Origin of the sequence: Streptomyces sp. NPDC087420, from assembly GCF_044744165.1 — a bacterium.
Taxonomy (GTDB): Bacteria; Actinomycetota; Actinomycetes; order Streptomycetales; family Streptomycetaceae; genus Streptomyces.
Window position 1 is genome coordinate 168,750 of record NZ_JBIUXU010000015.1, and the last position, 25,545, is coordinate 194,294.

The window sequence follows — 25,545 nt, forward strand, 5'->3', positions numbered from 1 at the left end:
CGCGCCGCCGAGCGCCGCGCCGCCTTCAAGCAGGAAGAGACCGCCTGATGGCCCTGACCATGTCCCGTGAGCGTTCAAGCGTCCGCTTCCTCTGGGCGGACGGCGAGGTGGAGTCCACCGTCTCCCTCCTCCCGGAGGACGACGAAGAGGCTCTCGTCCGCAAGCTCAAGCGGATCATCGCCCTCGTGGAGGGCGAGCAGCCCGCTCGGGCACCGTCCGCCCTTTTCAACCCGATCGTGCGGGACCTCCACGCGCCGCCCGGGGCGCAGTACCAGCCACCCACGCTCGGCTGGGCCAAGCCCATGGCGGAGCCGCCGGCCGTGCCGGAGGGCGCGGACTACGAGCTGATCCCACCCGAGGAGCAGGTGTGAGCAAGGCCATCGACCCCGAGCGCTCCGAGGCGGAGCGCACCTTGTGGCACACCCTGGACGAAGCGGGCTGGTCTGCCGACCAGATCGAGGAGCACTTCGCGGCCTACCGCAACGCCTACGCCCACGAGCTGGCGGAGAAGATCCGGGACTTTGTCGGGCCATGGTCGTATCCCGGCGAAGCCGAGCACGTGATCCGCCATGTCGCCGGGTGGCGTTCCGCCGCCGACCTGATCGACCCGGAGGTGTCCGGGTGAAGATCGACCGCTTGCGGATCGACGGGGAACCGGTGCGCCGGTTCTTCCTGATCGCGGAAGTCACCTTCGCGGACCGCGAGGCGCAGCCTCGGGACGAGCGCGACCACAACTACTACGAGGACCGTGAACTCCGCTCGCTGGCCACGGAGTGGATGGGGAGCGAGATGCAGTACCACGACGACAGTCCCATGGTCCGCTTCACGGACGTGTCCGACGCGTGGCACGAAGAGCTGCTGCGCCGGGCGGAGGTGTCCGACGGTGGGTAGGCGCTTCTGGATCACGTGGGCCACGTCCCAGGCCGTGGGCCTGAGCGTCTTCGCGGCGGGCCTTGTGCCGGGCGGGCCAGGCCTCACCTGGACCCGCCTCATCCTTGGCGGAGTCGCGTACCTCGCGACGGTGTACGTCACCGCCAACGTCACCGCGAGGCGGGTGTCCCACGATGCCGGGTGACGTCCCACAGGTCGGCACCAAGGTGGGTGCCAGGGTCGACCAGACCCTCCACGACGACCTCGCCACATGCCTCGGTACGGGCATGACCGTGTCGGACGCGATCAAGCTCGGCGTGTGTGCTCTGGCCATGCGCATCAAGTTTCTCGACACCCTGTCCCACAAGGAGGACATCGATGGATAGCGAGTGGTACTGCGTGGAGGGCCCCAGTGGGACACCACTCCCCATGGAGTCGCACAACCTCGGCGACGACGGGCGGACCACGAACTACGAGACCGCCCTCCAGCGGGCCACGGAGCTGGCCCCCCGGTACGACGACCCGCTGACGGTCGTGCGCTTCCAGCGCTCCGAGCTGACGAAGGTCAGCCGGGACATCAGCGTGAAGCTGGAGGACGTCTCGTCCAAGCGCGCCAAGGCGTGACAGGATGTCCCCGGCGGCTTCCTCTCCAGGGACAACGGGTCGCCACGCGACCCGGCTTCTGGGCTTGATCACCCGGACCTCTCTCCGGGTCGCCCCCTGGCGGTGGGATTGATCATCCGGCCGCCAGGCTGGACCGCATGAAGAAGGCCCCCTCGCGATGAGGGGGCCCTCTTTTTTCGTTTGCCCACCAGGAGGTGCGCTGCCGTTGGGCAGGCTACTGCCTGTCCCGCTCCGCGAGCGCTTCGCCCACGGCGGTCTTGATGCGCTCGGTCAGGATCCCGTTGGTCTGGTGCGTGATCTGGTCGAGCTTCCTGTCCTGCTCGTCCAGGACGACGTTCTGCTTCTCGGTCTTGTTGTCCAGGTACATCGCCGCCAGGATCGGCGTCACCAGCGCGATGTACGACCCGGTGGGCTTGTCGAACAGCATCAGGGCGACGGTGCCCACGACTATGACGGCGAGCGCTCCGAACTGGAACCCTGTGATCTTCATGCGCTAGTCCTCTCGGAGGGATGGTGGGCGGAGGCGGTCCAGAGCCTCCGCTGTGGCCCGGTCCAGGACCCCTGTGACCGGAAGCTTGAAGAGCGCCTGCGTGCCCCGCAGGGAGGCCCTGGTGGCCTCATCCATGAGGCCCGTCTCGTTGAGCCTCAGCGCCCGCTGGGCGGTGCGCATCGCGTCCCGCTCGGCCTCGTTGGCCGGCGCGATGATGGCACGGTCAGGAGGCCACATCGTCGGCCTCCTTGTGGCAGTCGCAGATGCACCGCGCGGTGCAGAACTTGCACTCGCCGGGCTTCTTCGGGCCCGCCTGGCCCTTCTTGGCCTGGCAGTACGCGTGCTCCTCGTGGAGGCACGCCGTCGACAGGTAGACGTGTCCCGACTGGCTGTCCAGAAACTTGAAGCGCCCCCAAAGGGCATAGACGATGCTCCAGGGCGTGGCGTCCGCCTCCAAGAGGTGTTCCACTTCTCGCTGCGCCGCAGCGAACCGCTTGGATCCCTCGGGCTCGGGACGCTCCTGCTCCCTGGCGAAGTCCAGGAAGGGCGTCACGGGATAGTCGTGCGCGTCCTCTTCGGGGATGGACTCGAAGTCGATGGGCATCAGACGCGCTCCGGCCAGTGCCACGTACCGCCGCGCTGGGCGGTCTCGTCCTGAAACAGGCGCGTGTTGAAGAACATCCCCCCGGGGTTCAGCACCGCGAGGCTGACGGAGCAGCGCTGGCCTTCGTCCCAGTTCTCGATGTCCGCCTGGGCGGCATCGTTGCCTTCGAGGGGAGCGACCTCGGTGATGATGGCCGCGCGGCACTGCGAGGTGTACTCGCCTCCGGGCGTGCCGTACGAGACGTAGTGGACGATGCGTCCGACGCTGGGCTTCTGATCCATGGCAGCTTCCTTACGTGGTGATGACATCAGCGATGGTTCTCAGCTCTACCCACAGCACTCCGCCCGTGGTGGAGAGGTTGGAGCCGGGCTCCGCCTTCTGCTCGAACCTGTAATCGTCAATGACCACAAGGCTCGACGTGTCGTTCTTGAGGTCTTGCAGGGAGACCGCGTCTCCCCTCGCGAAGATCTGCTCGAACGCCTCCAGGCGCGCGAGGCTACGACCCTCATAGCCGATCTTCTGGCCGGAGCGGTCGGCCTCCAGGTCGAAGCACAGGAACGGGATCGTGAGGATCCGCTGGCGCACCGCGCCCGGCATGGCCTTGAGCTGCCACCCGTTGACCTCCCCGCCCTGGGACGTGTCGGTCGAGCTGCGCGTGAGCGTCAGCTTGAGCTGCACCCACTCCACCGCGCTGGCGGGCGCGGCCATGATGACGTCCTGGATGGCCAGGGACGAGCCCTCCGCCACCGTGATGATGGTGGTGTCGGCTCCGCCGGGATCGAGCACGGAGACGCCCACGGAGCCCATCAGGGAGTTCGGCGTCTTGACCGACACGAACTTGTAGATCTTCGGCTCCAGCGTGTTGTACCGGACCCGGCCGGTACGGAGGTAGCCGCTCGCCTCCAGCGAGGAGGCGGACTCCAGGTAGCTGCCCTGTCCGACCACGCCGAAGACCATGCGGTCGGAGTTCCCGAAGTTCGTCGCGGAGCAGACCTCCCCGGTCTGCTTGGACTGGAGGTCCGTCGCGTACGCGTAGCGCACGCTCGGGGACCCGCCGTTGTCCTGGATGGGCTGACCGAGGTCCACCCGGTACAGCCCGCTCGCGCTGGCGATCGCGTTCGTCGCACCGACGAAGAAGAAGCGGTCGTACGCCGCCACGGCCTTGACGCCCAAGGCGTTCTCGATCAGCAAGGGGCCGTAGTTCAGGTCCCCGTTGTCGTTGATCTCCCCGACGCGGAAGCCGCGTGAGGTGCCGATGCCGACGAAGGCGCCCAAGTACGTGGTCATGCTGTACACGACCTCGCCGCGCGGAAGCTGGGCGGCAAGCACGCCGCCGGAGGCGAGCGTGGGTACGGTCCCGCTCGTGTCGAGCACGAACTTGTAGATGTCCGACTGGCTTCCGGCGTAGCCGCTCGCGTAGATCGCGTTCGTGCCCTCCGCGATGTCCGTCCATGTCCACGAGGCATTGAGGTGCGTGAACTTGGCCGTGGGCAGGGTGGGCGGGGCGCCGCCCACCAGCTCGTAGACGGCTGCTCCGATGCCCGCCATGAGGCGGCCCTTGACCCACCGGACCACGGTGCTCGTGGAGCCCGTGTTCCAGAGCTTGGTGCCCGCGCCGTTCCCGGCGCCCTTGTACACGCCGACGTTGTCGGCCGCGTAGTAGTTCGTCCCGTCCGCGGCGAGCGAGCGGATCGCGTTGGCGCCGCCCCACGTGATCGTCGTGGTGGCCGCGCCCGTGTCGCTCTTGAGGACGTTGCCTACGGCGGACCAGTAGCGGTCCGTGCCGTCGTTCCAGCCGACCAGGAGATGCTTGTCCGACGTTCCGTCGGCGATGCGCTGGGACGTCTCGCGCAGGAGCGTCAGCTCGCCGTTGATCCAGGGATTCACGCCGACGGAGTCGCCGTAGCGAATCGCGTACTGGTTGTCGCTGGAGGGGTCCTGGTAGAGGAGCCCGGCTCCTCCGATGAAGGACATCTGGCTCCGCAGCCACCAGCCGGCGAGCGACTGCTCGCCGGGGATCTGCTGCTGATCGACCTGGTCTTTCTTGCTGGCCGCGCCTGCGCGCGTCAGCGTCCGCTCATCGCTGATGGCGGTCAGCCAGGGCATCCCGCCCAGGGCGTACGCGTACTGGACGCCGTCCATCCCGAACGAGCTGGACGCGGTGGCCGTACGGCCCGAGAGCGGGAACGGGAGCCTGCTGACGATGCCTGCCATGGGCTACGCCACCCGTCGAAGGCTGAGCCAGGAATGCGCGCGCACAATGGTCGCCGTGGTGTCGGTGGACAGCTGCGACCAGAGCAGCTGATACGAGCCTGCTGTGCCTGATGTGATCATCAGCCCTCGGAGCATGACGGCCGCGTCCGTACCGGAGCCGTAGGCCCCACCGCCCCGGGCGGCCGTGAGGTCCGTCGCGAGCTGACGCATGGAGGACGGCTCGCCCGTGGATGACAGGTCGATGAACGTGCCCGTCCACGTGCCGGTCGCGCCTGCCGGCGCGTTGAAGTCGACGTTGATGCGTCCCTGGGCCGCGCCTGCGTCACCGGCGAAGAACAGCACGCCGTCCATGCGGTACACCGCGTTCGCGACCACGCTCAGCTGGAGGTCCGGGTCCGCTGCGGGGACGTCCAGGCTCGTCCTGGACGTCTGGGCCGCCTTGTAGGCGAACAGCTCCTTGCCCACGCCGAAGACGTGGAGATCCCCGCCCACCTCGAAGGTGGTGTCCGTGCCCAGCGTGCCCACCCCCGAGCGGTACAGGAGCGTGTCCACCGCTCCTGAGCCGGGGCCCCAGGCGAGCTTCCCGTCGGCCTGGGTGTACCAGCGGGCGCTGGCGTCGCCCGTCACGCGCGTCTCGTACTGCGTGTCGGTGGTAGCACCACGGCTGCCGCGCATCAGGCTCGTCAGGTTCGGGGTGCCGGACAGGGTCAGGGCCCCCGAGAAGGTCGGCGTGCCCGTGAAGGTGCCCGCCAGGGCGGCGCCGGTCGAAATGCTCGGGGTGCCGGAGAGCACCACCGCGCCGGAGAACGTTGGCGTGCCGGTGTACGTACCGGCGAAGCTCCCACCGTTGGCGAAGATGCCGCTGTTGACCGTAGGCGAGGTCAGTGTCTTGTTGGTGAGCGTCTGCGTCTGCGTGGCGCCCACCAGGGCGCCCGTCACGCCGTGCACGGAGGCCGTGGCGGCCTCGTGTGTACGGAAGTCGGTCGCGTCCACGCTGTTGTACACGTGCCGTACGACAGCGCCCAGGCTGTGGCTCTGGGCGCTCGTGCCGCCGAAGCCCCGGGCCACGGTCAGCGTGAGGCCGGCGGCCGATGAAACGGAGACCAGCTCCTCCGTCCCGGCGCCATAGTCCACGGCGAGGATGTACGGGAATGAGCTGGGAAACCCGGTGGTGGCGCCGACGTTGAGCGCGGTGGCGCCCGAGGAGATCGAGCCTGTGAGCGCGGTGGGGAGTGCCGTATTCGAGTAGAAGTAGCTGTTCGCCATATCGGTCAACTCCCCTGAAACGTCGCATAATTGGGCAGCTCCGAAAACATGAGCGTCCGTTCCTCTTCGAGGCGCTCCGCGTACAGCGAGGCGTACATCTGCGTCGCTCCGGAGATGTCCTTCACGGTGACCAGTGCAGCCCTCTCGGTCGCCTCGATGGCCTGCTGCTGGAGACGGCCTCCCAGGAGGCCGGGCAGAAGGCGCTTCACGGCCCCGTAGACGACCAGGTCGGAGACCCGGCCAGCAAGGCCCGTCACGGTCGCGAAGTCGTCCGTACCGACCGCCAGAGGCGCTGGCTGCGTGGCGTACACGATGCGGATGTTCTGGCCCGGAGTGATGCCGTCGAACAGCTGGATCGACTTCCCGGTGGGGAAGTCCGCGAGCGACGCCTTCGGGTTGTAGCGCCAGTTGGGCATCGGAGCGCTGACCTTCTCGGGGCCGACCCAGCGGCCCACCACGTACCAGACGTCCTTCGCTTCCGAGGGAAGCGGGTACTCGATCTGCGCTGCGTTGTACGCGAAGTCGGTCGTGCTGAACACGACCAGGTGCGGGTAGAGACCCGCGATGGCCTCGTTGATCGCTTCCTTGATGCGCACGCGAGGGAACGCGGGAGCCGCTGTGATGAGCGTCCCCGTGGCGTGCGCGGCAGCCGTGCTGCCCTCGTAGCCACGGCCCGCTGTGCCGCCCAGCACCGTGACGGTGCCGCTCTGCTGGTCCCACTTCTGGACCAGGACCAGCTCGTCCCCGATCTCCGCCAGGCCACGGGACAGGTTGGTGATGGTCGCCCCGTCGGCCTGGAAGGTGATGTCGGAAGCAGTGATGTCCGCGCCCAGCACGGACATCGACTCCTGGCTCATCGAGAAGCCCAGGAGCTTCTGCCGGACCTGAGAGACGAGCTGGTCGAAGGTCGCCATCAGCGGCCCGACATGGCGATCTGGAAGGAGCAGGCGGCGGGCGTGCCCGTGATGACCCAGGAGAAGCGGTAGTTCCCGCCCGCCAGGAGCATGGCCCCGTTGGTCATGCCGGCGCCCACGGAGAACTGCGTCAGGCCCACAGCGCTGAGCGCCGATGTGCTGGCGAGCGTCTGCCAGTTGGCGTTGCCGTCCTGCTGCTGGAGCGAGACGACCACGGTCGGAGCGGTACCGCCCGAGAGGGCGGTGAGGTTCACGCTCACCCAGCACGTGCTGGCATTGGCCAGCCACGTCTGCGTGGTGGTGTTGTTCGTCGTCAGACGAGCGGTGGTGGCCTCGGTGAACATGGTCGTGGCGATCTGCGCCACGCTGTTGGCGGTGATCCGCCCCGAGGAGTCCATCTGGAGGATGTCCCCGTTCGCGTCCTCGATGCCTACGCGCATCTCCATCAGGCGGCCTCGGCCTTCATGGGCGTCGCCACATTGAAGTCCCGCCCGTACGCCATGCCGGTCTTGTCGGAGGCCTTCACGGCCTCCGTGACCTTCCGCATGGTCGTCCCGTCGGGCTGTATGCCCTCGGAGCGGGCGTTGCGGTACGCGGACAGCTCCGCGTCCCAGCGCTTCTGCGTGGAGCCGTCCAGCCCCTTGCTGGGGCTGGCGAGGAACGTCTTGACGGCCTTGTCGGAGAGGCAGGCCGCGTAGCTCGTGTGGTCCTGGGTTTTACACCCAGTCGAGCAGGTCATCGCTGGGGCTCCGCAGCCTGGTAGCCCTCGATGCGCACGGTCATCCCGGCCGTGGTGCGTGCCAGGATCTCCATCTCGTCCTGGTTGGTGATGGTGCTGTTGCCACCGTCCCCGGTGGGGCAGCAGTCCTTGTCGTCGTCCATGTCGCCCTCACTGAGCGGAGAAGTTCGATTCGTCCACGCCCACGCCTCCGGCGATGAGGGCGGCCTTGGTGGCGTCGTCCACGACGTACTCGTGGCCGCCCATGTACATCGCTGGCGCAGACGCCGCGATCTCGTCCTGAGTCGGGAAGCGGACCGCCCGGTAAGCGCCGGGCGGTCCCTCCAGGACCGTGATGCCTCGCGGCAGCTTGAGCCGCAGGAACAGCGGGTCTGTCCAGGTGGCCGGGCCCTCATCGACCGTGGGGGGCCGGAAGACCCAGCCCGCCATCAGCTGGAGTCGATGGAGCTGGAGGTCTCGGCGCGGATGAGCGCCTCCTGCCTGTACAGCTTCCAGCCGGCCATCCCATACCAACCCAGCGGCCGGAACCGCGCGAGCTTGTCCACGACGGGACCGGCGACGATGTGGAACTCGTCCGCCACGGCCTCCGCGAGGGCCTGCTGGCCCGCGTAGTAGGTCCGGAAGCGCCGCACCGTGTTGTCGCCGGTGCCGGCGTCCACGGCGTTGTACGCGCGCGGGGTCTCGACGTAGAAGGCGCCCTCGTAGGTGCCGATCTCGCCCGACCAGACGTTGCCCACCGCACTGTAGTTGTGCGGGTCACGCCATCCGGCGGAGCCGGTCTCCGCCCGGAGGTCGTGGGAGACCTCGGGGTGGATCGCCGACCAGTAGAGCGAACCCCGGCGCGGGACGGCCTTGTTGGTCCGCAGCTTGGCCACAGCCAGCCGCGCGATGGCGGAATTGAAGATGTCGGTCGCGGCCATGGTCGTACCGACCGGCAGCGAGACGGTGCCGTTGGTGACGTACGAGACCGTACCGGCCTTGCGCTGGATCACGTTCGTGCCCGAGCGCAGCTCGGTCTGCACGACGGTGTCGATCGACTCGGCCGCGTTGAAAGCGACGATGTTGGCGATCGCGGGGTCCACGTCGGTCAGCGACGTGAGGAAAAGCTTCCGCGTCCTCAAGACGGGGTTGCCGTACTCGTTCAGCGTCAGCGTCACGGTCGTCGGGTTGCCCATGGCAACCGAGTCCGGGTCCGCAGTCTCGGTCAGTGGCGTGGTCGCCACCGCAAGGTCGGCGTAGCGCTCCAGGACCATCGACGCACCGGGCGCGGTCAGGTTGTGGGGACGCTTGTCAGCGACAGCCCGGAAGAGGGGCTGCGAGCGAAGGGCGAATTCGAACGTTTTGTCATACGCCGTCTGGACGGCGTTGCTCATCGCGGTTGAGTCCGTAAATGCGTTAACCATGGTGGCCTCTCACCCCTTCCGGGGTGCCGTAGGAACGGGGAAGAGGTCAGGAGACGGTGCCCAGCCAGTCGTGCTGGGAGCCGTTGGCGCGCATCAGCGCCGCGAACTGCTCGGGGTTGGCGGCCTTGAGGGCCGCGGCAAGCTCCCGGTCGGTTCCCTGCGGAGGCGCCACGCCCTGCGTGCCGGCCTCCTGCATGCGCTGCATCGCTTCCTGACCGTCAGCCGGAACGACGGTGACCGGGGGGCCCTGTTGGGCCTGCGTCTCGCCCTGCTCCTGTCCGTCGACAGGGACCTTGGCGAGCGCGGCACCGTGGGTGCCCAGCCATTCGTCCAGCTTGTCGGGCGCACCCGTGTACAGCGTTGCCGCCGTCGGGGCGTAGCCCTTGGCCTTGAGCGCGTCAGCCACCTGGGTCTTGACCTGAGCTTCCTTGAGGCGGTCGTTCTCCGCCTTCAACTCGCTTACCTGGCTGGAGAGCTTGTCCAGACCTTCGCGGAACCACTTGGGTCCCTGAGGCTGGTCCTGTGTCTCGCCCAGGCCCGGCTGCTCGCCAGAAGGGTCATAACCGAAGCTGTATTCGCTCACTGCCGCTCCCTCATTCCTTCGCGGCCTGCTCGCCCCCTGGGGAGGGGGTCCGCGCTCCGCTACCGGCCTTGACCTGTTGGGACGGGGCCGGTCGGTCCGTCGGACCGGGAGGGTACATCTGCTAACGGATGTACGTGATCAGCGCTATGGCAGCACAAAGCCCCCCGGAAGGGACCGGGGGGCTAAGGCTGTACGGCGCCAGGCGGCACGATGTTCGTTGAAGGTCCGTTCTCAAGCGGACCCCTGACGCGGCTGAGCGCAGGGTACTACCGCTGGCCGCCGCCTGCGGCGAGGCCCTGCGTGGAGGAGCCGCGCGACCCGGCGAACATCGCCCGCTCCTGGGACTTGAGGCTCCTGCCCTTCTCGAAGGCGCTGTCCTTGCCCACGGCGCTGGCCGCGCCGGGCGTGAAGACCTCCTGCTCCGCCTCCTTCTGGGACCACGTGGTCCCGAAGCGCCCGGCGATACCGAGCATCTGCTCGAAACCGCCCGCGATCTGCCCGTACGCCTGCTCGGCGTCCGCGCCCGTGATGCCCAGCGACGCGTAGCCCTCCAGATCCAGGGCGTTGAGCCCGAAGCCCCTGCGCAGGGCCGCCGCGCCGATGGCGCTGGCCGCCGCCTGCTTCTTGAGGATCGGCTCCGCGAGCTTCCTGTCCAGGAAGTACGCCGCGAGGTCTTGCCCCTGGATGCCGTACATCTGGTACAGCGCCGCGCGGTAGTTGGGGTCGGTCTTGTCGACGGCCTCCGTCGCCATGTCCACGCGGCTCTTGATCTCGGTCGGCGAAACGTCGCCAGCGATCCAGGACCGGAAGTCGGCAGGATTGTCGTAGAAGCCCTTGGGCATGCCCGCGCTGTCAAGGATCTGGCGGTACGACGTCTCGGCCGCGAGGTACTCGGCCGGGTTCAGGACGGGCAGGCCCGCCTTCGCGCGCGCGTCGTTGGCGGCGAAGCGCTCCTTGTACTCCTTGGTGTCCTGGAGCAGCAGGCCAATGGTGTCGGCCCCGTAGCCCTGCTTCACGTAGTCGAAGATCTTGGGCGCCAAACTGCCCAGGCCCATCTGGTTGAACATGGACTGGAGGGCCGCGTAGGCGTCCCTGTTCGCCCCGGTCAGGAGCTTGTCGAACTGCCCCGTGGCCTTGTAGATGCCGTTCTGCGCAGCCGCCTGGAACTTCAAGGCGTTGTTGCGGATCCCGGTCTGGAGCTTCATGTCCTGGAGCGCGCGGGCGCGCGCCTTGGTCGCGGCGGTCTTCTGGGCCGCCGTGGCGCCCTTCCGCTTGTACTTCGCCAGCTGCGCGGCGGCTTCGGCCTTGGCCTTGTTGTACGTATCCATGGCCTGCGCGGCGGTGCGCCGCTGCGAAACCACCGTGCCCTGGAACTTCACCGCCGCGTAGGGGTCCAGCTCGCTCCCCGGGGCGGGGAGGTCGATCGTGTCCTGAAACTCTTCCGGGATGTACTGCTCGATCGGAACGCTCATGTCAGTACGCAACCCCAAAATCGCGGGCGACCTGGCGGGCCACCGTCATGATGCTTTCCCGGCTGTTGTTGGTCTTCTTCCAGAGCGGGTCCGCTCTGAGGTCGTTCTCGAACTGCCACAGCGGCATCTGCGAGCCCTGGGCCGCGCCTGCGGTCGGCTTCGCGGTCATCGCCTTCGCGATGTGCGCGTTGAAGAGGTCGATGTCCGTCTCGGGCGACTCCAGGATCGTCGCCACGGACTTGATGTACGGCGCGGCGAGGTCCATGACGTTCTGCCCCGCCTTGATCTGCTCGGCATAGGCGCTGTAGCGCCCGGCGGCCTGGGCGCGGATCTTTGCTTCCTCGGTCTCCAGCGTGCTCTTGCCGGAGACGATCGCTCGAGCGGCGGTGGCGTAGTACGTGGAGTACTTCATGCCGTTGAGGTACGCGACCTCGTGCAGCTTGTCGAAGGCCTCGCCGGCCTCGCCGTACATGATCCCGTCGTGGCTGGTCGTCTTGGTGCCGAGGTAGTCCTTGATTCGCGCGTCGGTCCAGCCGAGCGCGACCTTCTTGTACACCACGTCGTTCAGCAAGGACGTCCACTTGCCGTCCTTGACCAGGAAGCTGGGCGCCACGCCCACGGCGATGCCCATCGCCTTGAGGGTCGCGCCTGCGGCCTCGCGCTGCTGCTTCCAGGTGGCCGGGTCCGTGTACTTGGTCGTCAGGTACTTCCGAAGTGAGGAGGACTGCGTCTTCCACCACTTGGTGTTCTTGAGGCTGGCCTGGAAGCGCGCGGCGCTCCAGGACCCGCTCACGGCCTTGTTGAAGAGCGACTTCAACTCCCCCGAGGAGTTGATCAGCGCCGATGTCAGGCCGTACTGCTCGGCCAGCTCGGAGGAGCTGAGCTTCGCCATGGTGGTTGTCGTACCTCCTCCAGAGCCGGACGACGTGACGGTCGCGCCCGAGCCTCCGTAGTACTGCTTGTACGCACCATTGCCGTAGGTGGACCAAGGGCCCCAGCTCGTACCGCCCTTGGACATCTTGTACGCGACCTTGGCGTTGGTCAGCGCGTCGTACAGAGCCTCGTTGCTGGACAGCCCGTACTGCTTGCGCCGCTCGGGGCCCATCGCGCCAAGCATGTTGATCTGGAAGAGGCCGTACGAGTTGTCGCCGGTACCGGCGTTGCCGTTGTGGGCCTTGGCGTTACCTCCGGACTCCGCCATGGCAATGGCGTAGGCCATCTGAAGCCCAGCGCCCTTGAAGCCCGCCTGCTGGAGGATGCTCATCAGGGATGCCATCAGCTCGCCAATCCCATGTCCGCAAGCACCTGACGGCCGATCGTCAGGGCCTGGTTGCCCGCTGTCGGCGTCTTGCGCCAGGCGGGATCGCTACGCACCTGCTGCACGAAGTCCGTCAGCGAGAGCGGAGACGGCTTGCCGTCCGGACCAACCCTGTTGATCGCCGCCTTGATCTTCGGCGAGAACGCGTCCACGTCCGTGGCCGGGAGGCCCAGCTCCCCGGCGAGTACCTGTACGTACGGACTCGCCAAGTCCTGGACGCTGGCACCCGCCTTGATCTGGTCGGCGAAGGCCGGGTACAGCCCGGCCGCCTGCGCGCGCATGGAGCCGGTGACCTTCTCCATGGTCGTAAGTCCGCGCACGAGGTACTGCGCGTTGTTCAGGATGCTCTGGTCCGTCACCGAAACGCCCATGTCGTACGCCTGCTTGCGGATCTCCTTGGCTGCCTGACCGGCGATGCCGCCCATGGTCTTGTCCGCACCGAACTTGATGTACTGGCCCAGGAAGTTCTGCACCTGAGCCTGCTCCCAGCCGAGCGTGACCATGTTCTTCGCGAGCTTCTCGACGTTCTTCGCGGAGAGGATGGCGCCGGCCTGGACGGCCATCGCCTGCGCCTGCGCGCGGGCGCCCTCCATGGTCGCCTTGTACGTGGCGGGGTCGCTCTTCTCCAGGAGCTGCGCCTGACGGGCAGTGCTGGAGTTGGTCTTCCACCACTTCGTGTTCTTCACCTCGGCCTGGAACTTCGCGGGCGACCACTGGCCCTCCACGGCCGAGTTGAGCTTCTTCCACAGCTCGGGCTGGCTCTTGAAGAACGCGTACGACATGCCGTACGTCTCCGCCAGCTCCGTGGCGTCGAGGTGCGGTGCGACCTCTTCCGCCGGGCCGTCCAGGGCCGCGCTGGTAGCACTGGTGGACACGCCGGGAACCCTGCGTCCACCCATCCAGCGGTCCATGTAATAGCCCTCGGACAGAGACGAGATCTTGACCACGTCGCCCGTCTTCGGGGCGTGGATGAACTTCCCGCCCCCGATGTAGATGCCGACGTGGTCCGGGCCGCTCTTCTTCTTGTCCGTGTCGAAGAAGACCAGGTCACCGGCCCTGAGCTTGTTGGGCTGCACGCTCTGGCCCACGTTGATCTGGTCGTACGAGACGCGCGGAACCTCGATGCCGTTCTTCCCGAAGACGTACTCCACCAGACCCGAGCAGTCAAAGCCCGAGGGTGTCTCGCCACCCCACACGTAGGCAAGGCCCAGGTACGTCCGGGCCAACTCAACGATCTGCTCTCCGGTGGCCATTACTCGGGAGCCCCGTAGATCAAGGAGTCAAAGGCGTTCTGGTACGTCGTCGCGGCCTGGACCGCGCCGTACTCCTTCTTCTTCTTGATCTGCTGCTGACCGAGGTACGCCTTGCCCTCGGCGCTCACGCCGCCGGACGACGCCGTGTCCGAGGACAGCGCCTGGCCGGTGTCCATGTTGTACTCGGTCGTGGTCGTCTGCGTGATGGGGTTCGCCGCTTCGGCGCTGGAGAGCGCCGTGGCGAAAGCCCCCAGCTCGCCCTGTCCAGGGTCGCGGCCCATCAAGTCCTGGAACAGCTTGGTCGCGATCGCCTTCGCCGTGTCAGGGTCCGTTAGGTCCGTCCTGGTGTCGGTCTGCTGCGCCTTGCCGTTGCCCAGGTACTTGCCCGGCCCCATGTACCGCTTCTCGCCGGTCACGGTGTTGACCTGGAAGGCGCCCATCGAAGTCCAGGCGGACTTCCCGGAGCCGCCAGCGGCGTCCACGTACGACCCCAACAGGTCGAAGGGGCTGACCTTCTGCCCGGCCTTCCCGTACAAGGAGGCCTCCTTGACGAGCTTGGCCCACAGCTTCCCGGCCTCCATCGGGCCGTCGCCCAGGGCGAGCTGTCCGGAGACGACGCCCTGCGCGAGGAAGTCGCGCTGGCGCTTGGAGTTCCAGCCGTAGAAGTCGTTGAGCGCTTCGTCCGTCGTGACCCACAGATCCGACTGCGCGCGGCCGGCGCGGCCGGCGCGCTCGTCCGTGGCGTTGGTCAGGGGCACGCGGCCCATGTACACGCGCCCGGCATCGCCGGACGTGGGAGTGCCCTGGGCGAACTGCCCCAGGATCGCGGCTTCGCCGCCGCCCGGGGGCTTGGGCGCCTGAATCACCACTACGGCATCTCCTCACTGCTCATGTCGTCCAGCTCGGCGGCGAGCGTCTCGACGTCCACTCCGAGGTCGCGGCTCAGGTACCTGCTGTGCAGGTCCCCGAAGGCGGTGTTCTTCTCGCGCAGGTCATCCACGAAGCGGGACCACGTGGACGCGAGGTCCGTGTTCGACTGCGCCTTGAGCGTCCCGGCGCCCCCGGCGGCCTTGCGCCGGGCCAGCTCCGCGAGGGCCTCCTGGCGGCCTTGCAGGTACGTCTGGAGCGACCGCAGGTCGCCGCGATTCGGGTTCTCCGCGATGTCGGAGAACGCCACGCTGGTCAGCGCAGGGACGAGTCGGTCGTACTTCTTCGGGTCGAAGGTGTTGAAGTCCGCGCTCCACTGCTCGTTATAGTACGGATTGTCCGATCCGTCGGGCAGGAGCGGGTCTCCGTACAGCTTTGCGATGGCGCCGCGCTGCGCGGCGAACTGCTCAGCGCCCTTGTCCGAGAAGGACGCGAAGCCGGCACCGTGCAGCTGCGCCGTCACGGCGTTCTGCATCTTGGTGAACTTTGCCCACCCAAGGCGCCGCTGGTTCTCGTTCATGGCGTCCTCGGCGCTCAGCTTCATGCGCTGCATCTCGCTCCCGCCCGGAACGAGCGGGTGCGTCAGTTGGTACGTGTACGCCTCCGGGCTGAACGGCCCGGATCCCTCGGGTCCGATGATGAGCGCGCCCAGCTCGGGGTTGGCCGCGAGCTGCTGCTCGTACTTCTTGGACAGCTCGACGGCCGCCTTCGTGGCCTCGGCGCCGACCTTGTTCTTGCTGGTGGCCTGGGCAAAGATGAAGTACGACTCCCCGAAGCGGGAGAGGAACTGCTCGTCCGCCGTGAGCGGGTCCTTGCGCCGCAGGTTGTTGTACTGGTCCCGGTAAAACTGATACTCGTCGGGGCGCTGCGTGGCGGCCGGCTGGGTGAAGGACCAGACCGCGCTCTTGAGCCAGTAGTCCCGCGTCATGTCCGCGATCTCGCGGGACGACGGCATCGGCTTGCCGAGGTTCGCGTGCTCGTACGCGGCCTTCTGCATGATCTGGAGCTTCACGCGCTGGTAGCGCTCGTCCGTCGTGTCGAACGACGTCAGGAAGTTCTTGACCGTGGCCGGGAGCGCGAGGTCGCTCGCGCGCCCCAGCGGCGTGTTCCCGAAGAGTGGTGAGCCGGCGGTGGGGCCGAAGGGCAGGATGCCCAGCTTCCTGGCCAGCTCGCCCTGGGAGGGCTTGTCCTTGACGAACTCGTTCACGGGGATGCTTACCACCGGACCGACGCCCGGGTTGAACCAGGGGTCACCCTGCGTGATGATGTTCATGCTGTCCTGGCTGATGAGCATCCCACCGTCGCGGTTCATGCCCATCGCCTTGCCGACGGGGCCGTCGGCGATGAACCTCGGGACGCGCGCCATGATGTAGCGCTCGCCCTTGGGGACGAGCCGCTTCTTGCCCGTCACGGGATCGATGGCCGTGCCGTCCAGGCCGATCTTGTTGCCGTCGGCGTCCTGCATCCAGCCCATGCTGGCCGGGGCGTTGAAGAAATTGCCCGCATAGCCCACCACCTGAGGGCGGTCCGCGATGATCCTGGACCAGCGCTGCCACGCCTCGGTCGTGGCCGAAAAGAACGGGCTCACGAAGCGCAGCATGTGCCCCGCGTCGGAGCGGTGCGCGATGTCGAAGACCAGCTTCCGCGTGTCCTTGAGAGCGAGACGGCGAGCCGTCTCCGCGATCTGGTCCGCATGCGCCTGTGTGACCTTCTGGCCCTGCTTCAACTCCTGGTTGACCAGGGTCTTCGCGTGCCCCTCGTAGAGCTGGTTGAAAAGCGGGTGCCGGCTCATTCGATCAGCGGGCATGGACGCCACGACCTTGAACCACTTGTCGATGACGCGGTCCATGCCCTTGGACATGACGTTCGAGCCGGCGAGGTTCTCGCCCAGAGAGGTCGTGTGCACCTCGAAGGGGTGCCGTCCCTGCTTGGCGGCCTCGGTCAGGAAGGGGATGTCCGCCTTCCCCGCGAGCGCGGCCTCACGGACCATCGGGTCCGGAAGGTACGCCTGGACGTCGTGGAACACGCTGGTCGCGATGCGGTCGTTCGACGTGTACTTGAGGCCCAGGCGCTTGCGGTACGCCCGGCCTGCGGGCGTGCGGCCCAGCCAGTGCGTCATGTCCTCGATGGACGCGCCCTTGACTGCCTGGAGCGCCAGGGCGTCCTGCATGATCTGGTTGTTCACCGCGCCGTGCCAGGACTCCACGAACTCTCGCGCGCCCTGCGGGTACGACATCGACTTCCCCGAGTGCGAGAAGGACCGCATCAGGTTGCCGTGGACCATCTTCTTGTTCGTCGCGAAGAGGTTCCTCAGCGAGTCGTCCGAGGAGATCATCTTCTGGTAGTACTCGCCCTTGGCGCCGCCGAAGGCGGGCGGCAGGACGATGCCGCCGCCAGCCTTCACCTCGCGGTGGAGCTGGCTCGCCTGTCCGAACCCGCGCGCCTTGCGCAGGGACGCTTCCTCCGCCTCGCGGAAGGCGTCGTCTCGGCTGACACGCAGGAACGCCAGCTGCTCCTCCAGCTCGGTCAGCCTGGCCTTGGGGCCGGCGAGGCGAGTTGTCATGGCGCTCTCGTTACGGGACAGGAGGCCCTGGTGCTTCGCGATGAGCGCCTGGTGGGCGCTCAGCACGACGGGCGACGTAGTCGCCGGGTCCAGGGCGTTGGCCCGGTTCTGCGCCGTGCGGACGCGGTCCCTGGAGCGCCTGATGGCGTCCTTCTGGAGCATCTCCCGCGTGTCGACCTTGACGCGCATCAGGTCCACCTGCGGCGCCAGTGCCGCCAGCTCGTCGTCCGCGTAGCGCAGACCCTCGCGGAGCGAAGCCTCCTGGGCCTCGCGCGCGGAGGCAGTCTTCCACTGGGCCAGGTTGGTGGCGAGGTTCTTCACGCCCATGCCCGTACGCATGGCCATGGCGGCGGTGCCGACCCGGGCTATCTGCCCGGCGATGTCGTCACCGAGCACGCGCGGGATGTAGCCAAGGCGGAAAAGCGCGCCGAACTTCCACAGGTGGTTCATGTAGTCGACGCCGTCGACCATCCAGTCCTTCGCGCTGCCGCTCTTGGTGCGCAGCGCCTTGATGGCGCTGCCGTGGCGCGCGAGCGTGGTGTCCAGCGCCTTGAGGTCGATCAGGACGTGATCGTTGGCGAGGCGGGTCACGAGGTTCGGGTGCACCGTCAGCTTGCCGCCGTGCCCCATGAACTCATCTAGGTGGACGGCCTCTCCAGGGAACGACCCGGCGCTGTACCGGCGCAGGCTCTCCTGTCCGCCGGTCAGTGCGCTGCGGTACTCGTCGTAGATCGCGGCGGCTTCGTCGCCGGTGAAGCCGTGCTTGCGCGCCACCTGATTGACGCCCAGGTTGCCGACTTCGTCCAGGAGGTCGAGCCGCTCGCCCTCCGTGGTCGTCTTCAAGTACCGGTTCAGCAGGTCTTGGCGAATGTCCGGCCCGATGGCCGGGATGCGGGCGATCTGGGAGCGCAGCTCCGCGACCGAGTCCGGATGGATGTCGTCCAGCTGGATCGTCCCGTTCGGGTGCGCCTCCTTGAAGGAGCGCACCATCGTGAGCGGGTTGCCGAAGAAGTCGTCCGAGTTCACGCGGCTGATGGCCGCGATCGGGCGGGAACTGGTGGCCCCGCCACGGGCGGGACCCGTACGGAACTCGGCTGCGGCGGCGGTGCGCCGCTGCGCGCGGTCGAAGCTCCAGCGCGTCAGGTTGATCGCGTCCAGCTCGCCGTAGTGGGCGAGCATCCCCTTGTACCGCGTCGTCAGCAGCTCGTCCGCGTTGATCTGCTGCGTCAGCTTGTCGCGCTGCGCCTGGACCAGCGCCTCGGCGGCGGGGTTCTCGTGCGCGATCACGCGCGGGAGCGCGAGGTCCAGCTCGCTCAGGCGCCCCGTGTCCTTCTCCAGCCGCTGCGCGGCCACACTGTTCCGCTCCTGGAGGAGGCCTCGGGCGTTCACGTCGCCCAGCGACGTGCGCAGGAAGAGGGAGACCTCTTCCGGGCTGCGGAGCGTCGAAATGATCCCGCCGGCGCGGGGGCCAAGGGCGCTCTTCTGGAACATGGTCAGGTTGTTGACCAGCGCCGGGTTGTCCTTGTTCTCCCACAGGAACCGCTGCGCCTTGGTCATGGCGCTGTCAGCCATCAGCCTGTCGATGTCCGGGCCGGACCAGCCCTCCTTCGGGCGGGTCTTGACCACCGTCGCTTCGCGCGCGGCGCCGGCGGCCTTGCCGCCGAGGATCGTCGGGTCCAGCCACCAGCGGGCTGCGAAGTCGACCGCTCCGGACGAGTAGTTGAAGAAGTCTGAGTCCGCGCGCAATTTCTCCACGTACGCGTTCCCGATGGCGGGCATGCCCGCGTCCTTGAGGAGCGCTTGCTGCTCGTCTTCGGGGAGGTCGTTGAAGCCGGGTGGAAGACTGCTCAGCGCAGGCTTCGCGTATGCGAGGGGGGATCGAACCGTCTGATCCATGTTCCCGGAGCTGTCCGGACTGGCCGTAACCCCCTCCTTCGCCATGTCCTTGACGCCCAGGCTGAGGGCCTGGCCCGGGGAGACGTGCTCGGCCACATGCCAGGACTTCGCCCAGGCGCTCGCGGAGAAGATGTCCCCCTGGTCCGACCCGGTGTTGATGAGGTACGAGCTGATCGGCTGCGAAATTCCGTTGGAGTAGACCCAGTTCAGCCCGGCCATGGTGCGCTCAAGGCTGTTCGTAATCGGATCCGCTACGACGCTGGTCAGCGGCGCGTTGCGGCTCTTGTCCTCCTTGGCAGTGCCGTCCTTCCACTCCGCCTCGCGGTGGAGCGGGTTGATGTACCGGTCGACGGTGTTCGCGGCGTTGGCCGCGCCGTCCACCATGTCCGACAGGAAGTCACCAAGGCCCATCAGACCGCCCCCTCGGGCGGATACACGTCGATGGGCGTGGCGGTGGACTGAAGGCCGTACGCCAGCCCGTAACCGACCGCGTCGGGGTTCGCCCCGTTCAGGGCGAAGTCGAAGGCGAGCCCAGGCGCGTCGGGCAGCAGACGGGACATGTGCCCGAGCGCTTGAAACCACTCCATGGCTACGCCTGACCCTTCACGGCTCGGACCAGGTTCCGGGCCGCCTTGGACGACCCGGGAACGTTGGCCATGTGCTCCAGCACGGGGAGGTACTGCACCAAGCGGCGCATGTCCTCGTCCGGCTGGTTCGGGAGGCCGAGGGCCTCCATGCCCGGCCCCGCGCCTGCGGCGGCGCCGGACGTCACCGGGACGTCGGGCATCTGCGACGGCTCGCCCAGGCCGATCAGACCTGCCGTCGGATCTACGGGCGGCCCGGAGGCCGCGTCACCGCCGGGCGAGGACGAGAGGGGCGCCCCCTGCTGGAGCTGGTCCAGCTCCTTGCGCTCGCCGTACGCGCCGCCCGACGGGGTCCGTACGGGCTGACCGGGCCCACCGTCCGTCCTCTTGCTCATCGCTCCCGGGCCGCTGACGGGCGCCGGGTTGCTGGGCTGGCGGTACCCACCAGACGCCATCGCTCCTCCGTAACTACTGATCCGGGAGCTACTAGTAGGTAGCTAGTAGTTCAGTGGGCCTTGTTCTTGTCGTTGCTGCCCGTGGTCCCGGCGCTGGCGCCGAGCGAGGTGGAATTCCACGTCTGGCCGACGTTGTCCGTACCGGCGCTGCGCGGGTTGGTCATCGCCTCGGAGGTGGCAGGCATCTGCGTATGCGGCTGCTCCATCCCGCCCTTAAGGCTGTCGAGCGGCTGCGAGCCGCCCTCGTGGAACGGGTCGCCAGCGAATCCTTCGGACATGGTCACGCCTTCCTGCTCTTGGGGGTGCTGTGGTCGTCGCAGTACTTGGGCTTCGGCCCCTTGCCCTGCGCGGGGCGCTTGGCGTTGGAGCACTTACCGTGCTCGCAACCGTCCTTCTCGGCCGCCTCAGGCGGCACGCCGGGGGGTTGCGTGCCGCCTGAGGCGGCCTCGCACCCGACCCAGTGGCCGTCTTCCCGGCCGCACTTCTGGCAGCTCATACCGGTACCTCACGCTTGACGGATGTGGACATGGACGGCTTCCCGCTGGAGGTCAAACCGGCCAGCATGCTCATCAGGTCGGGCTGTCCGCCCGGCCCCATCTGGGCCTGGCCCGGAGCTGCGCCGGGCGGCATGCCGCCGCCCATCCCGGGAGGTGCGCCGCCCCCGCCCATCAGGGCGGCCATCGGGTCCTCCGGCGCGGCGGCCGGCTCGGGCTCGGGCGCGAAGGCCTTGAGGACCGCCTCGGACATCGGCATGCCCTTCTCCCGCATCGCGATGATCTTCGCTGCCTGCTGGAGCGTCTTCGAGGCGTCCATGCCCTGCTGCGCCATCATCGGCGCGTTGGCAAGCAGGGCGAAGATGCCCTGCTTGAGGGCGTCCTCCACCTGCTCGATGTCCACCTGCGCCTGGAGTTGGGCGACATCGACGTCCATGGGCAGCTGACGCTGCACGAAGTCACGCGGCACTAGTTGGTCGCCGCGAAGCTGGAGCAGGAACACGAGGGCCTGGTTCGGGTTCATCCCCGACGCGAAGCCGTACGACACCGAGACCTTGTAGTTGCCCTTGATGTCCTTCGAGGGCGTGTACGACTCCTCGAAGGGCGTCCCGTTGATGACGCCGGAGACGGACTTCTTGGCGTCGGGCCAGAACTTCTCGTCCATCTCGAACGCGATCTCCAGCGCTTGCTCAAGCGCCGTGCCGATCATCAGCTGGCCCGTGGCGATCTGGATGTCATAGCCGCCGTTTAGGGCGTCCACGCCGCGGCCCGTGATGATCGAGGCGTCCACCTGGCCAGTGGCGCTCGCCGGCGTGCGCGTACCGTCGCGCACCTCCTGCGCGAGCATGGCTTCCTGCTGCCATGCCGCCTGCGGCATGTCCGTACCCACGCGGCGGATCTTCTCCGGCGAGTTCGTGCGGATCACCGCGTCATCCCCCATGGGGATGCGCTGCACGTCGGTCGGAATCGCCAGGGGCGCCCGTACGGTCTGCTGTGTGGCCTGGAGGCCCAACATCGCCATGCGGTTACGAGCGAGGCTCGGCCAGATCACATCATCGAACTGGCCGCGTTCCTGGTCGTCCCAGGTCGGCTTCTGCGCGATGGCGACGGGGCACTTGCCGAGACGGTTCTCCGTCTCCATCAGAACGTGGTTCTGACGCTCGGGCATGTAGAGGAAGTACGCGTCCTTGTCGCAGTACTTCACCAGCTCCAGCTCGGTGTCACCGGAGGCCTGGCGCCCGTACGGCTGGTCGCCGCCGATGATCGTGTCGGCGTGCTCCGGGAACTTCGCGGCGAGCTGGCGCGCAGTCTCGCGCCAGACTTTCGTGTACGAGATGACGTTGCCGCTCAGGTCGTACTGCGCGTAGTGCTTCATCGGGTTGTCGATGCGCAGGCGCGGGCGGCCGTGGACGAAGTCGGGCTCCACGACGATCGGCATCGCGCCGTAGGTCAGATACCAGTCGCAGCCGGTGGGCATCTTGGACTTGAGCTTCGAGTCCAGCACGTACGAGTACGCGATCTTGGTTTTACGGCCGACGAACTTCTTGTTCTTCTCGGTCGTCATCACGCCGGAGGCGCAGTTGATGCTGGGCAGCGCCGCGAGATTCTCGCTCAGCTGCCGCGCGGCGGTGTCGATCGCGTTCGCGGTGATGGGACGCGGCCACGCGTCCGGCATCGAGCCCGGCATGATGTTGTCGAGCTTCTGGGCTCGGGCGTCGAAGACCGTCTGGTGCCGCGAGTCGCGCTCGGACGCGTCACGGCGCAGGGCCTCAACTCGCCGGGTCACTACTGATATGTCCGCCATGACCACCTCCTGAGGGCGCAGGGTACGACCTGATCGTTCGCTATGCGTTCGGGACCCTGAGCAGGTCCCACGTGGTCTTACCGGGCGGCCACTTCGCAGCGGCGCCCGAGTAGCCGCACTTCTTCTGCCACGCCTCGTACGACGCCACGTCACCCGAGCCGATGACGTCCTTGTTGGACGACGACGCGTACTTGCCGCACCCGACCGCCACCAAGCGGTCGTGCATCGCTGCGACGATCGGGCTCTTGCGGCCCACCGCAAACCAACCGGCACCGGGGAAGGGCTCGTAGCTCGCTTTGCCGAACAGAGCCACCTCGGAGGGCATCGGCAAGTCGACGTGATCGTTGCCCGGAACCTGAGAGTGGGTGTAATGCCCACCGCTCTTACGCCACATGTCGAGCGAAACGGTGTCTCGGCTCCACGACGTAGGCGTACCGCCAGGAAAACCCTCGGCGATGCCGAGGGACTTGAGCCACGCGCGCACCTCGGGCCAGCCCTTCATGGGCGTGTTCTTGAGGTTTGCGTACTTCTTGCCGCTGACAATCTCGTTGGCCGTGAAAACCCACTCGATCTGGATGTTGTACCTGCCGGTTCGGTTGGTCTGCTCGCCGTCGGCGTTTTTGAGCGCGAGCGCGCGCGAGGTCGCGGGGAAGTACTGCGCGATCTGTCCAGTGAACGGATCGACCACGAGGTGGGGCGCTACGCCCTGGCCGCCTGCGGCGAAGTAGGCCGACTCGTTCTTGAAGGTCCAGTCCTTGGCGTTCGAGGTGGCGTGGTGTGTGACTCGGGCCGGGCCGCCGTTCATCGGCGCGGTGTTGCCCACGGCGCGCTTGATTGCGCCGGGCATCCAAAGATCGACCATCAGCTGTCCCTCTCTATGAGCAGGCGAGCGATGCTCACCCACGAGTCCGCCAGCGCCTCGATGCGCTCCATCAGGGCCAGGTTCGTCTCCAGCTCCGCGTTGCGGAGCAGTCGCGCGGCGGCCCCCAAGGCCACCTCGGCAGTTACGGCGGTGAACGTCTCACCAGCCACTCATGCTCCCGTCCCAGGCTCCGGCGCCTTGCTGTTGCAGGGCGAAGTCCACGTCGATGACCATCTGGCCCGAGGCGTCGCGCTCGGAGGTGAACTCGCTGTTGCTCGTGTGCCAGCCGTTGAAGTCGGTGAACATCAGCTCCCGGCAGCGGATCTCCACAAACCACCAGGCCATGACCGTGTCCGTCAGACCCTTGGTCGCGGGGAACCAGCTCACCAGCTGCTCGATGAGGGCGCGTACGCCCTCGGACTGCGAAGGGGACGGCAGGCGGATCAGGTTGTTGCCCTTGGCCCAGCCCTCGAAGAGGTTGGCCATGCTCGCGACGCCGAAGTCCGTGTCCCACTTCTTGCTGTCCGTCTGATGCGCGCTGAGCAGCGTGCCGCGGGCGGTCATGTACGTGCGGATCAGCTGGTCCTGGACGATCGACGCCTGATACGCGTTCTTCTCCACGCGCCACTCGGAGATGCCGTACCGCTCGGTCAGGCGCTCCATCTCCGCGCGCATCTCGTGCGGCGGCTGGGCCTGGCGGTTGACGACCTCAAGGACCCAGCGCTGGCCCGTACGACGGTCCAGCCCGACGACCACCATCGCGGTGTAGCCCGCTGCGGCCGGGTCCAGCCCGGCGATGACGAGCAGCCCGTCCATCCCGAACTTGCGGTGGTCCGACTGGCCGTCGTACATACGGCCCGGGTACCGAGCGCGGTCCACGCAGCCCTGCACGTCCTCCTGGCGGAAGACGGCGTCATCGGCAACCTGGTCCTGCATGTAGACCATGGACCAGTTCCGGGGCGACATGCCTCGGCGCTTCTTCGCGAGCGAGGGGCCGGGCCACATGGGCCACAGGCCGTTCTCGTCCGGAGAGACGAGCTTCCGCGCCGCGATGGTGACCGGCGGGCGGTTCGTCCTCGGCCAGAGCGTGACCCAGTCCTTCGGGTCGTCCGCGAACTCCAGGACGGCCGGCTGGGTCAGGTACGTCCACGGGCTCACGCCCTCGGAGTAGTAGATCGGCTTGAGGATCTCCGAGTAGAGATCGGCGGTCGCCATGCGCGTGCCCACGAGGAGCATCCGACCGCCGACGTCGGCCACGCGGGATCCCACGATGTTCTGGATCCAGTCGATCTGGCTCTCGAACTGCTGGTGGTTCGTGTTGTCCACGCAGTCGTCCATGATGACCAGGTCGGTACGCGTGCCGTAGATCTGGCCGCCGATGCCGACGGCCTCCACCGTGTAGTCCTTCTCGCCGGAGTCCACTCCGGCCACGCGGATCTGCGTGCTCGTCCACGTGGAGCTGCCCTCGCTCCACCCGCCCGGCGGGCCGAAGTCCCTCTGCAAGTCTGCGTATGCCTTGCCCTCGGCGAGACGCTGCTTGATCGAGAAGAGGAACTTCGAGGCCAAGCTCTGCGTCTTGGAGACGAGCAGGATGCGGATGGACGGGTCCTGAACGATCCGCCACGTCACGTAGTTGACGGTGACGGTCGTGCTCTTCGCGTGCTCCGGGGGCGTGTTGATCAGGACCGTGTCCGGATCGCCCTGGATGAACCGCTGGCGCTGGTGAAGGTCGCGGGGCGGTCGCCCCTCCAGCAGGTCGTACCACTGGAGGTGGTGCGCGAAGAGCCGCGTGCCCAGGTACTTCTCGCAGAACTCCGGGAAGTCGGGGACCTCCTTGCGGTTCGCCTCCGCGCCCTCGATCTGCGCCTGGAGCGCACGGTCCATCAGGTCCCGGTAGTCCGGGTCCGTCTTGCGGTAGTACTCGTGCGACTTGACCGAGACGCCGGCTTGACGGCACCCGTCGACAATCTTCCCGCCCATACGGACGGTCGCGAGGATGGTGTCCTTCTTCTCCTTCGAGGAGAGCGTCGAGGAGCGCCTGTCGCGGGGCTTGAGGGGCGGAAGGTCGCCCTGGATCAGCTTGACCATCTCCGCCTCCCCGCCTGGGGGCCCCTTGGGGGGCCGCGCGGAAGCGGAGGGTACATCCGGGCATTCAGGCCGGTGAACGGCCGTAGAAACGCGGAGAACCCCCGCAGAACGGGGGTCCCTGC

Annotated in this window: 32 protein-coding genes; 6 read left to right on the top strand and 26 right to left on the bottom strand. The window is 67.5% G+C overall.

Going from position 1 to position 25,545, the window contains the following annotated elements; all coding sequences use genetic code 11:
• Window positions 1-47 precede the first annotated feature (47 nt).
• Genes ACIO1C_RS29575 through ACIO1C_RS29600 form a run of 6 tightly spaced genes read left to right on the top strand, consistent with a single transcriptional unit; the run spans window position 48 to window position 1,494 of the window.
• Window positions 48-371, top strand: a complete 324-nt coding sequence (locus ACIO1C_RS29575; protein ID WP_401869002.1) for a hypothetical protein — start codon at window positions 48-50, stop codon at window positions 369-371.
• Entirely contained in the window at window positions 368-625 is a 258-nt protein-coding gene (locus ACIO1C_RS29580; RefSeq protein WP_401869005.1) for a hypothetical protein, read from the top strand. Before ACIO1C_RS29575 ends, ACIO1C_RS29580 begins: the two co-directional genes overlap by 4 nt.
• Entirely contained in the window at window positions 622-891 is a 270-nt protein-coding gene (locus ACIO1C_RS29585; protein ID WP_401869008.1) for a hypothetical protein, read from the top strand. The genes ACIO1C_RS29580 and ACIO1C_RS29585 overlap by 4 nt, the downstream gene beginning before the upstream one ends.
• Window positions 884-1,075: a hypothetical protein gene (locus ACIO1C_RS29590; RefSeq protein ID WP_401869010.1), complete on the top strand. Its 192-nt coding sequence runs from the start codon at window positions 884-886 to the stop codon at window positions 1,073-1,075. Before ACIO1C_RS29585 ends, ACIO1C_RS29590 begins: the two co-directional genes overlap by 8 nt.
• The gene (locus tag ACIO1C_RS29595; RefSeq protein WP_401869013.1) at window positions 1,065-1,256 is read left to right on the top strand and encodes a hypothetical protein; all 192 of its coding nucleotides are present in this window, start codon (window positions 1,065-1,067) and stop codon (window positions 1,254-1,256) included. Before ACIO1C_RS29590 ends, ACIO1C_RS29595 begins: the two co-directional genes overlap by 11 nt.
• Window positions 1,249-1,494, top strand: coding sequence for a hypothetical protein (locus tag ACIO1C_RS29600; RefSeq protein WP_401869016.1), 246 nt, complete (start codon window positions 1,249-1,251; stop codon window positions 1,492-1,494). The genes ACIO1C_RS29595 and ACIO1C_RS29600 overlap by 8 nt, the downstream gene beginning before the upstream one ends.
• Before the next feature lie 214 nt (window positions 1,495-1,708).
• On the opposite strand, the gene ACIO1C_RS29605 is transcribed toward ACIO1C_RS29600, so the two are convergent.
• The 26 genes from ACIO1C_RS29605 to ACIO1C_RS29730 all read right to left on the bottom strand — a co-directional run bounded on the left by ACIO1C_RS29605 (window position 1,709) and on the right by ACIO1C_RS29730 (window position 25,423).
• Window positions 1,709-1,984: a hypothetical protein gene (locus ACIO1C_RS29605; RefSeq protein ID WP_401869019.1), complete on the bottom strand. Its 276-nt coding sequence runs from the start codon at window positions 1,982-1,984 to the stop codon at window positions 1,709-1,711.
• 3 nt (window positions 1,985-1,987) lie between these two features.
• Window positions 1,988-2,221: a peptidoglycan-binding domain-containing protein gene (locus tag ACIO1C_RS29610; RefSeq protein ID WP_401869022.1), complete on the bottom strand. Its 234-nt coding sequence runs from the start codon at window positions 2,219-2,221 to the stop codon at window positions 1,988-1,990.
• Window positions 2,208-2,588, bottom strand: a complete 381-nt coding sequence (locus tag ACIO1C_RS29615; protein WP_401869024.1) for a hypothetical protein — start codon at window positions 2,586-2,588, stop codon at window positions 2,208-2,210. The genes ACIO1C_RS29610 and ACIO1C_RS29615 overlap by 14 nt, the downstream gene beginning before the upstream one ends.
• A complete protein-coding gene (locus tag ACIO1C_RS29620) occupies window positions 2,588-2,869 on the bottom strand; it encodes a hypothetical protein (protein WP_401869026.1) in 282 nt (93 codons plus the stop codon). The genes ACIO1C_RS29615 and ACIO1C_RS29620 overlap by 1 nt, the downstream gene beginning before the upstream one ends.
• A gap of 10 nt (window positions 2,870-2,879) precedes the next feature.
• Window positions 2,880-4,802, bottom strand: coding sequence for a hypothetical protein (locus ACIO1C_RS29625; protein ID WP_401869029.1), 1,923 nt, complete (start codon window positions 4,800-4,802; stop codon window positions 2,880-2,882).
• A gap of 3 nt (window positions 4,803-4,805) precedes the next feature.
• On the bottom strand, window positions 4,806-6,068 hold the full coding sequence (locus tag ACIO1C_RS29630; protein WP_401869031.1) for a hypothetical protein: 1,263 nt from the start codon (window positions 6,066-6,068) through the stop codon (window positions 4,806-4,808).
• 5 nt (window positions 6,069-6,073) lie between these two features.
• Entirely contained in the window at window positions 6,074-6,982 is a 909-nt protein-coding gene (locus ACIO1C_RS29635; protein ID WP_401869033.1) for a hypothetical protein, read from the bottom strand.
• A complete protein-coding gene (locus ACIO1C_RS29640) occupies window positions 6,982-7,428 on the bottom strand; it encodes a hypothetical protein (protein ID WP_401869036.1) in 447 nt (148 codons plus the stop codon). The genes ACIO1C_RS29635 and ACIO1C_RS29640 overlap by 1 nt, the downstream gene beginning before the upstream one ends.
• Window positions 7,428-7,721, bottom strand: a complete 294-nt coding sequence (locus ACIO1C_RS29645; protein ID WP_401869038.1) for a hypothetical protein — start codon at window positions 7,719-7,721, stop codon at window positions 7,428-7,430. Before ACIO1C_RS29645 ends, ACIO1C_RS29640 begins: the two co-directional genes overlap by 1 nt.
• Window positions 7,718-7,864, bottom strand: a complete 147-nt coding sequence (locus ACIO1C_RS29650) for a hypothetical protein (protein ID WP_401869040.1) — start codon at window positions 7,862-7,864, stop codon at window positions 7,718-7,720. The genes ACIO1C_RS29645 and ACIO1C_RS29650 overlap by 4 nt, the downstream gene beginning before the upstream one ends.
• Window positions 7,865-7,871: 7 nt before the next feature.
• A complete protein-coding gene (locus ACIO1C_RS29655; RefSeq protein ID WP_401869043.1) occupies window positions 7,872-8,150 on the bottom strand; it encodes a hypothetical protein in 279 nt (92 codons plus the stop codon).
• Entirely contained in the window at window positions 8,150-9,124 is a 975-nt protein-coding gene (locus ACIO1C_RS29660) for a N4-gp56 family major capsid protein (RefSeq protein ID WP_401869045.1), read from the bottom strand. Before ACIO1C_RS29660 ends, ACIO1C_RS29655 begins: the two co-directional genes overlap by 1 nt.
• A gap of 46 nt (window positions 9,125-9,170) precedes the next feature.
• The gene (locus ACIO1C_RS29665; protein ID WP_401869047.1) at window positions 9,171-9,707 is read right to left on the bottom strand and encodes a hypothetical protein; all 537 of its coding nucleotides are present in this window, start codon (window positions 9,705-9,707) and stop codon (window positions 9,171-9,173) included.
• A 266-nt stretch (window positions 9,708-9,973) separates the two neighbouring features.
• Entirely contained in the window at window positions 9,974-11,179 is a 1,206-nt protein-coding gene (locus ACIO1C_RS29670; protein WP_401869049.1) for a hypothetical protein, read from the bottom strand.
• A 1-nt stretch (window position 11,180) separates the two neighbouring features.
• Window positions 11,181-12,455, bottom strand: coding sequence for a transglycosylase SLT domain-containing protein (locus ACIO1C_RS29675; RefSeq protein WP_401869052.1), 1,275 nt, complete (start codon window positions 12,453-12,455; stop codon window positions 11,181-11,183).
• Window positions 12,455-13,750: a C40 family peptidase gene (locus tag ACIO1C_RS29680; protein WP_401869053.1), complete on the bottom strand. Its 1,296-nt coding sequence runs from the start codon at window positions 13,748-13,750 to the stop codon at window positions 12,455-12,457. The genes ACIO1C_RS29675 and ACIO1C_RS29680 overlap by 1 nt, the downstream gene beginning before the upstream one ends.
• Entirely contained in the window at window positions 13,750-14,619 is an 870-nt protein-coding gene (locus ACIO1C_RS29685; protein ID WP_401869056.1) for a hypothetical protein, read from the bottom strand. Before ACIO1C_RS29685 ends, ACIO1C_RS29680 begins: the two co-directional genes overlap by 1 nt.
• Window positions 14,619-19,547, bottom strand: a complete 4,929-nt coding sequence (locus ACIO1C_RS29690; RefSeq protein WP_401869059.1) for a hypothetical protein — start codon at window positions 19,545-19,547, stop codon at window positions 14,619-14,621. Before ACIO1C_RS29690 ends, ACIO1C_RS29685 begins: the two co-directional genes overlap by 1 nt.
• Window positions 19,547-19,723, bottom strand: a complete 177-nt coding sequence (locus tag ACIO1C_RS29695; protein WP_401869061.1) for a hypothetical protein — start codon at window positions 19,721-19,723, stop codon at window positions 19,547-19,549. The genes ACIO1C_RS29690 and ACIO1C_RS29695 overlap by 1 nt, the downstream gene beginning before the upstream one ends.
• A gap of 2 nt (window positions 19,724-19,725) precedes the next feature.
• Window positions 19,726-20,115, bottom strand: a complete 390-nt coding sequence (locus ACIO1C_RS29700) for a hypothetical protein (RefSeq protein WP_401869063.1) — start codon at window positions 20,113-20,115, stop codon at window positions 19,726-19,728.
• Between the two features lie 110 nt (window positions 20,116-20,225).
• Entirely contained in the window at window positions 20,226-20,459 is a 234-nt protein-coding gene (locus tag ACIO1C_RS29705) for a hypothetical protein (RefSeq protein WP_401869066.1), read from the bottom strand.
• On the bottom strand, window positions 20,456-20,671 hold the full coding sequence (locus ACIO1C_RS29710; protein WP_401869069.1) for a hypothetical protein: 216 nt from the start codon (window positions 20,669-20,671) through the stop codon (window positions 20,456-20,458). The genes ACIO1C_RS29705 and ACIO1C_RS29710 overlap by 4 nt, the downstream gene beginning before the upstream one ends.
• On the bottom strand, window positions 20,668-22,473 hold the full coding sequence (locus ACIO1C_RS29715) for a hypothetical protein (protein ID WP_401869071.1): 1,806 nt from the start codon (window positions 22,471-22,473) through the stop codon (window positions 20,668-20,670). The genes ACIO1C_RS29710 and ACIO1C_RS29715 overlap by 4 nt, the downstream gene beginning before the upstream one ends.
• A gap of 40 nt (window positions 22,474-22,513) precedes the next feature.
• Window positions 22,514-23,335: a peptidoglycan-binding protein gene (locus tag ACIO1C_RS29720; protein ID WP_401869074.1), complete on the bottom strand. Its 822-nt coding sequence runs from the start codon at window positions 23,333-23,335 to the stop codon at window positions 22,514-22,516.
• Window positions 23,335-23,505 carry a hypothetical protein gene (locus ACIO1C_RS29725; RefSeq protein WP_401869077.1) on the bottom strand — a complete coding sequence of 57 codons (171 nt, stop codon included), beginning with the start codon at window positions 23,503-23,505 and terminating at the stop codon, window positions 23,335-23,337. The genes ACIO1C_RS29720 and ACIO1C_RS29725 overlap by 1 nt, the downstream gene beginning before the upstream one ends.
• Window positions 23,495-25,423, bottom strand: a complete 1,929-nt coding sequence (locus ACIO1C_RS29730; protein ID WP_401869080.1) for a hypothetical protein — start codon at window positions 25,421-25,423, stop codon at window positions 23,495-23,497. Before ACIO1C_RS29730 ends, ACIO1C_RS29725 begins: the two co-directional genes overlap by 11 nt.
• Window positions 25,424-25,545: the final 122 nt, after the last annotated feature.

Excerpts from the sequence above, each read along its gene's own strand:
- ACIO1C_RS29575 (WP_401869002.1), top strand. The coding sequence starts at position 48 with ATGGCCCTGACCATGTCCCGTGAGCGTTCAAGCGTCCGCTTCCTCTGG.
- ACIO1C_RS29595 (WP_401869013.1), top strand. The coding sequence starts at position 1,065 with ATGCCGGGTGACGTCCCACAGGTCGGCACCAAGGTGGGTGCCAGGGTC.
- ACIO1C_RS29600 (WP_401869016.1), top strand. The coding sequence starts at position 1,249 with ATGGATAGCGAGTGGTACTGCGTGGAGGGCCCCAGTGGGACACCACTC.
- ACIO1C_RS29605 (WP_401869019.1), bottom strand. The coding sequence starts at position 1,984 with ATGAAGATCACAGGGTTCCAGTTCGGAGCGCTCGCCGTCATAGTCGTG.
- ACIO1C_RS29610 (WP_401869022.1), bottom strand. The coding sequence starts at position 2,221 with ATGTGGCCTCCTGACCGTGCCATCATCGCGCCGGCCAACGAGGCCGAG.
- ACIO1C_RS29615 (WP_401869024.1), bottom strand. The coding sequence starts at position 2,588 with ATGCCCATCGACTTCGAGTCCATCCCCGAAGAGGACGCGCACGACTAT.
- ACIO1C_RS29620 (WP_401869026.1), bottom strand. The coding sequence starts at position 2,869 with ATGGATCAGAAGCCCAGCGTCGGACGCATCGTCCACTACGTCTCGTAC.
- ACIO1C_RS29625 (WP_401869029.1), bottom strand. The coding sequence starts at position 4,802 with ATGGCAGGCATCGTCAGCAGGCTCCCGTTCCCGCTCTCGGGCCGTACG.
- ACIO1C_RS29630 (WP_401869031.1), bottom strand. The coding sequence starts at position 6,068 with ATGGCGAACAGCTACTTCTACTCGAATACGGCACTCCCCACCGCGCTC.
- ACIO1C_RS29635 (WP_401869033.1), bottom strand. The coding sequence starts at position 6,982 with ATGGCGACCTTCGACCAGCTCGTCTCTCAGGTCCGGCAGAAGCTCCTG.
- ACIO1C_RS29640 (WP_401869036.1), bottom strand. The coding sequence starts at position 7,428 with ATGGAGATGCGCGTAGGCATCGAGGACGCGAACGGGGACATCCTCCAG.
- ACIO1C_RS29645 (WP_401869038.1), bottom strand. The coding sequence starts at position 7,721 with ATGACCTGCTCGACTGGGTGTAAAACCCAGGACCACACGAGCTACGCG.
- ACIO1C_RS29650 (WP_401869040.1), bottom strand. The coding sequence starts at position 7,864 with ATGGACGACGACAAGGACTGCTGCCCCACCGGGGACGGTGGCAACAGC.
- ACIO1C_RS29655 (WP_401869043.1), bottom strand. The coding sequence starts at position 8,150 with ATGGCGGGCTGGGTCTTCCGGCCCCCCACGGTCGATGAGGGCCCGGCC.
- ACIO1C_RS29660 (WP_401869045.1), bottom strand. The coding sequence starts at position 9,124 with ATGGTTAACGCATTTACGGACTCAACCGCGATGAGCAACGCCGTCCAG.
- ACIO1C_RS29670 (WP_401869049.1), bottom strand. The coding sequence starts at position 11,179 with ATGAGCGTTCCGATCGAGCAGTACATCCCGGAAGAGTTTCAGGACACG.
- ACIO1C_RS29675 (WP_401869052.1), bottom strand. The coding sequence starts at position 12,455 with ATGGCATCCCTGATGAGCATCCTCCAGCAGGCGGGCTTCAAGGGCGCT.
- ACIO1C_RS29680 (WP_401869053.1), bottom strand. The coding sequence starts at position 13,750 with ATGGCCACCGGAGAGCAGATCGTTGAGTTGGCCCGGACGTACCTGGGC.
- ACIO1C_RS29690 (WP_401869059.1), bottom strand. The coding sequence starts at position 19,547 with ATGGGCCTTGGTGACTTCCTGTCGGACATGGTGGACGGCGCGGCCAAC.
- ACIO1C_RS29695 (WP_401869061.1), bottom strand. The coding sequence starts at position 19,723 with ATGGAGTGGTTTCAAGCGCTCGGGCACATGTCCCGTCTGCTGCCCGAC.
- ACIO1C_RS29700 (WP_401869063.1), bottom strand. The coding sequence starts at position 20,115 with ATGAGCAAGAGGACGGACGGTGGGCCCGGTCAGCCCGTACGGACCCCG.
- ACIO1C_RS29710 (WP_401869069.1), bottom strand. The coding sequence starts at position 20,671 with ATGAGCTGCCAGAAGTGCGGCCGGGAAGACGGCCACTGGGTCGGGTGC.
- ACIO1C_RS29715 (WP_401869071.1), bottom strand. The coding sequence starts at position 22,473 with ATGGCGGACATATCAGTAGTGACCCGGCGAGTTGAGGCCCTGCGCCGT.
- ACIO1C_RS29720 (WP_401869074.1), bottom strand. The coding sequence starts at position 23,335 with ATGGTCGATCTTTGGATGCCCGGCGCAATCAAGCGCGCCGTGGGCAAC.
- ACIO1C_RS29730 (WP_401869080.1), bottom strand. The coding sequence starts at position 25,423 with ATGGTCAAGCTGATCCAGGGCGACCTTCCGCCCCTCAAGCCCCGCGAC.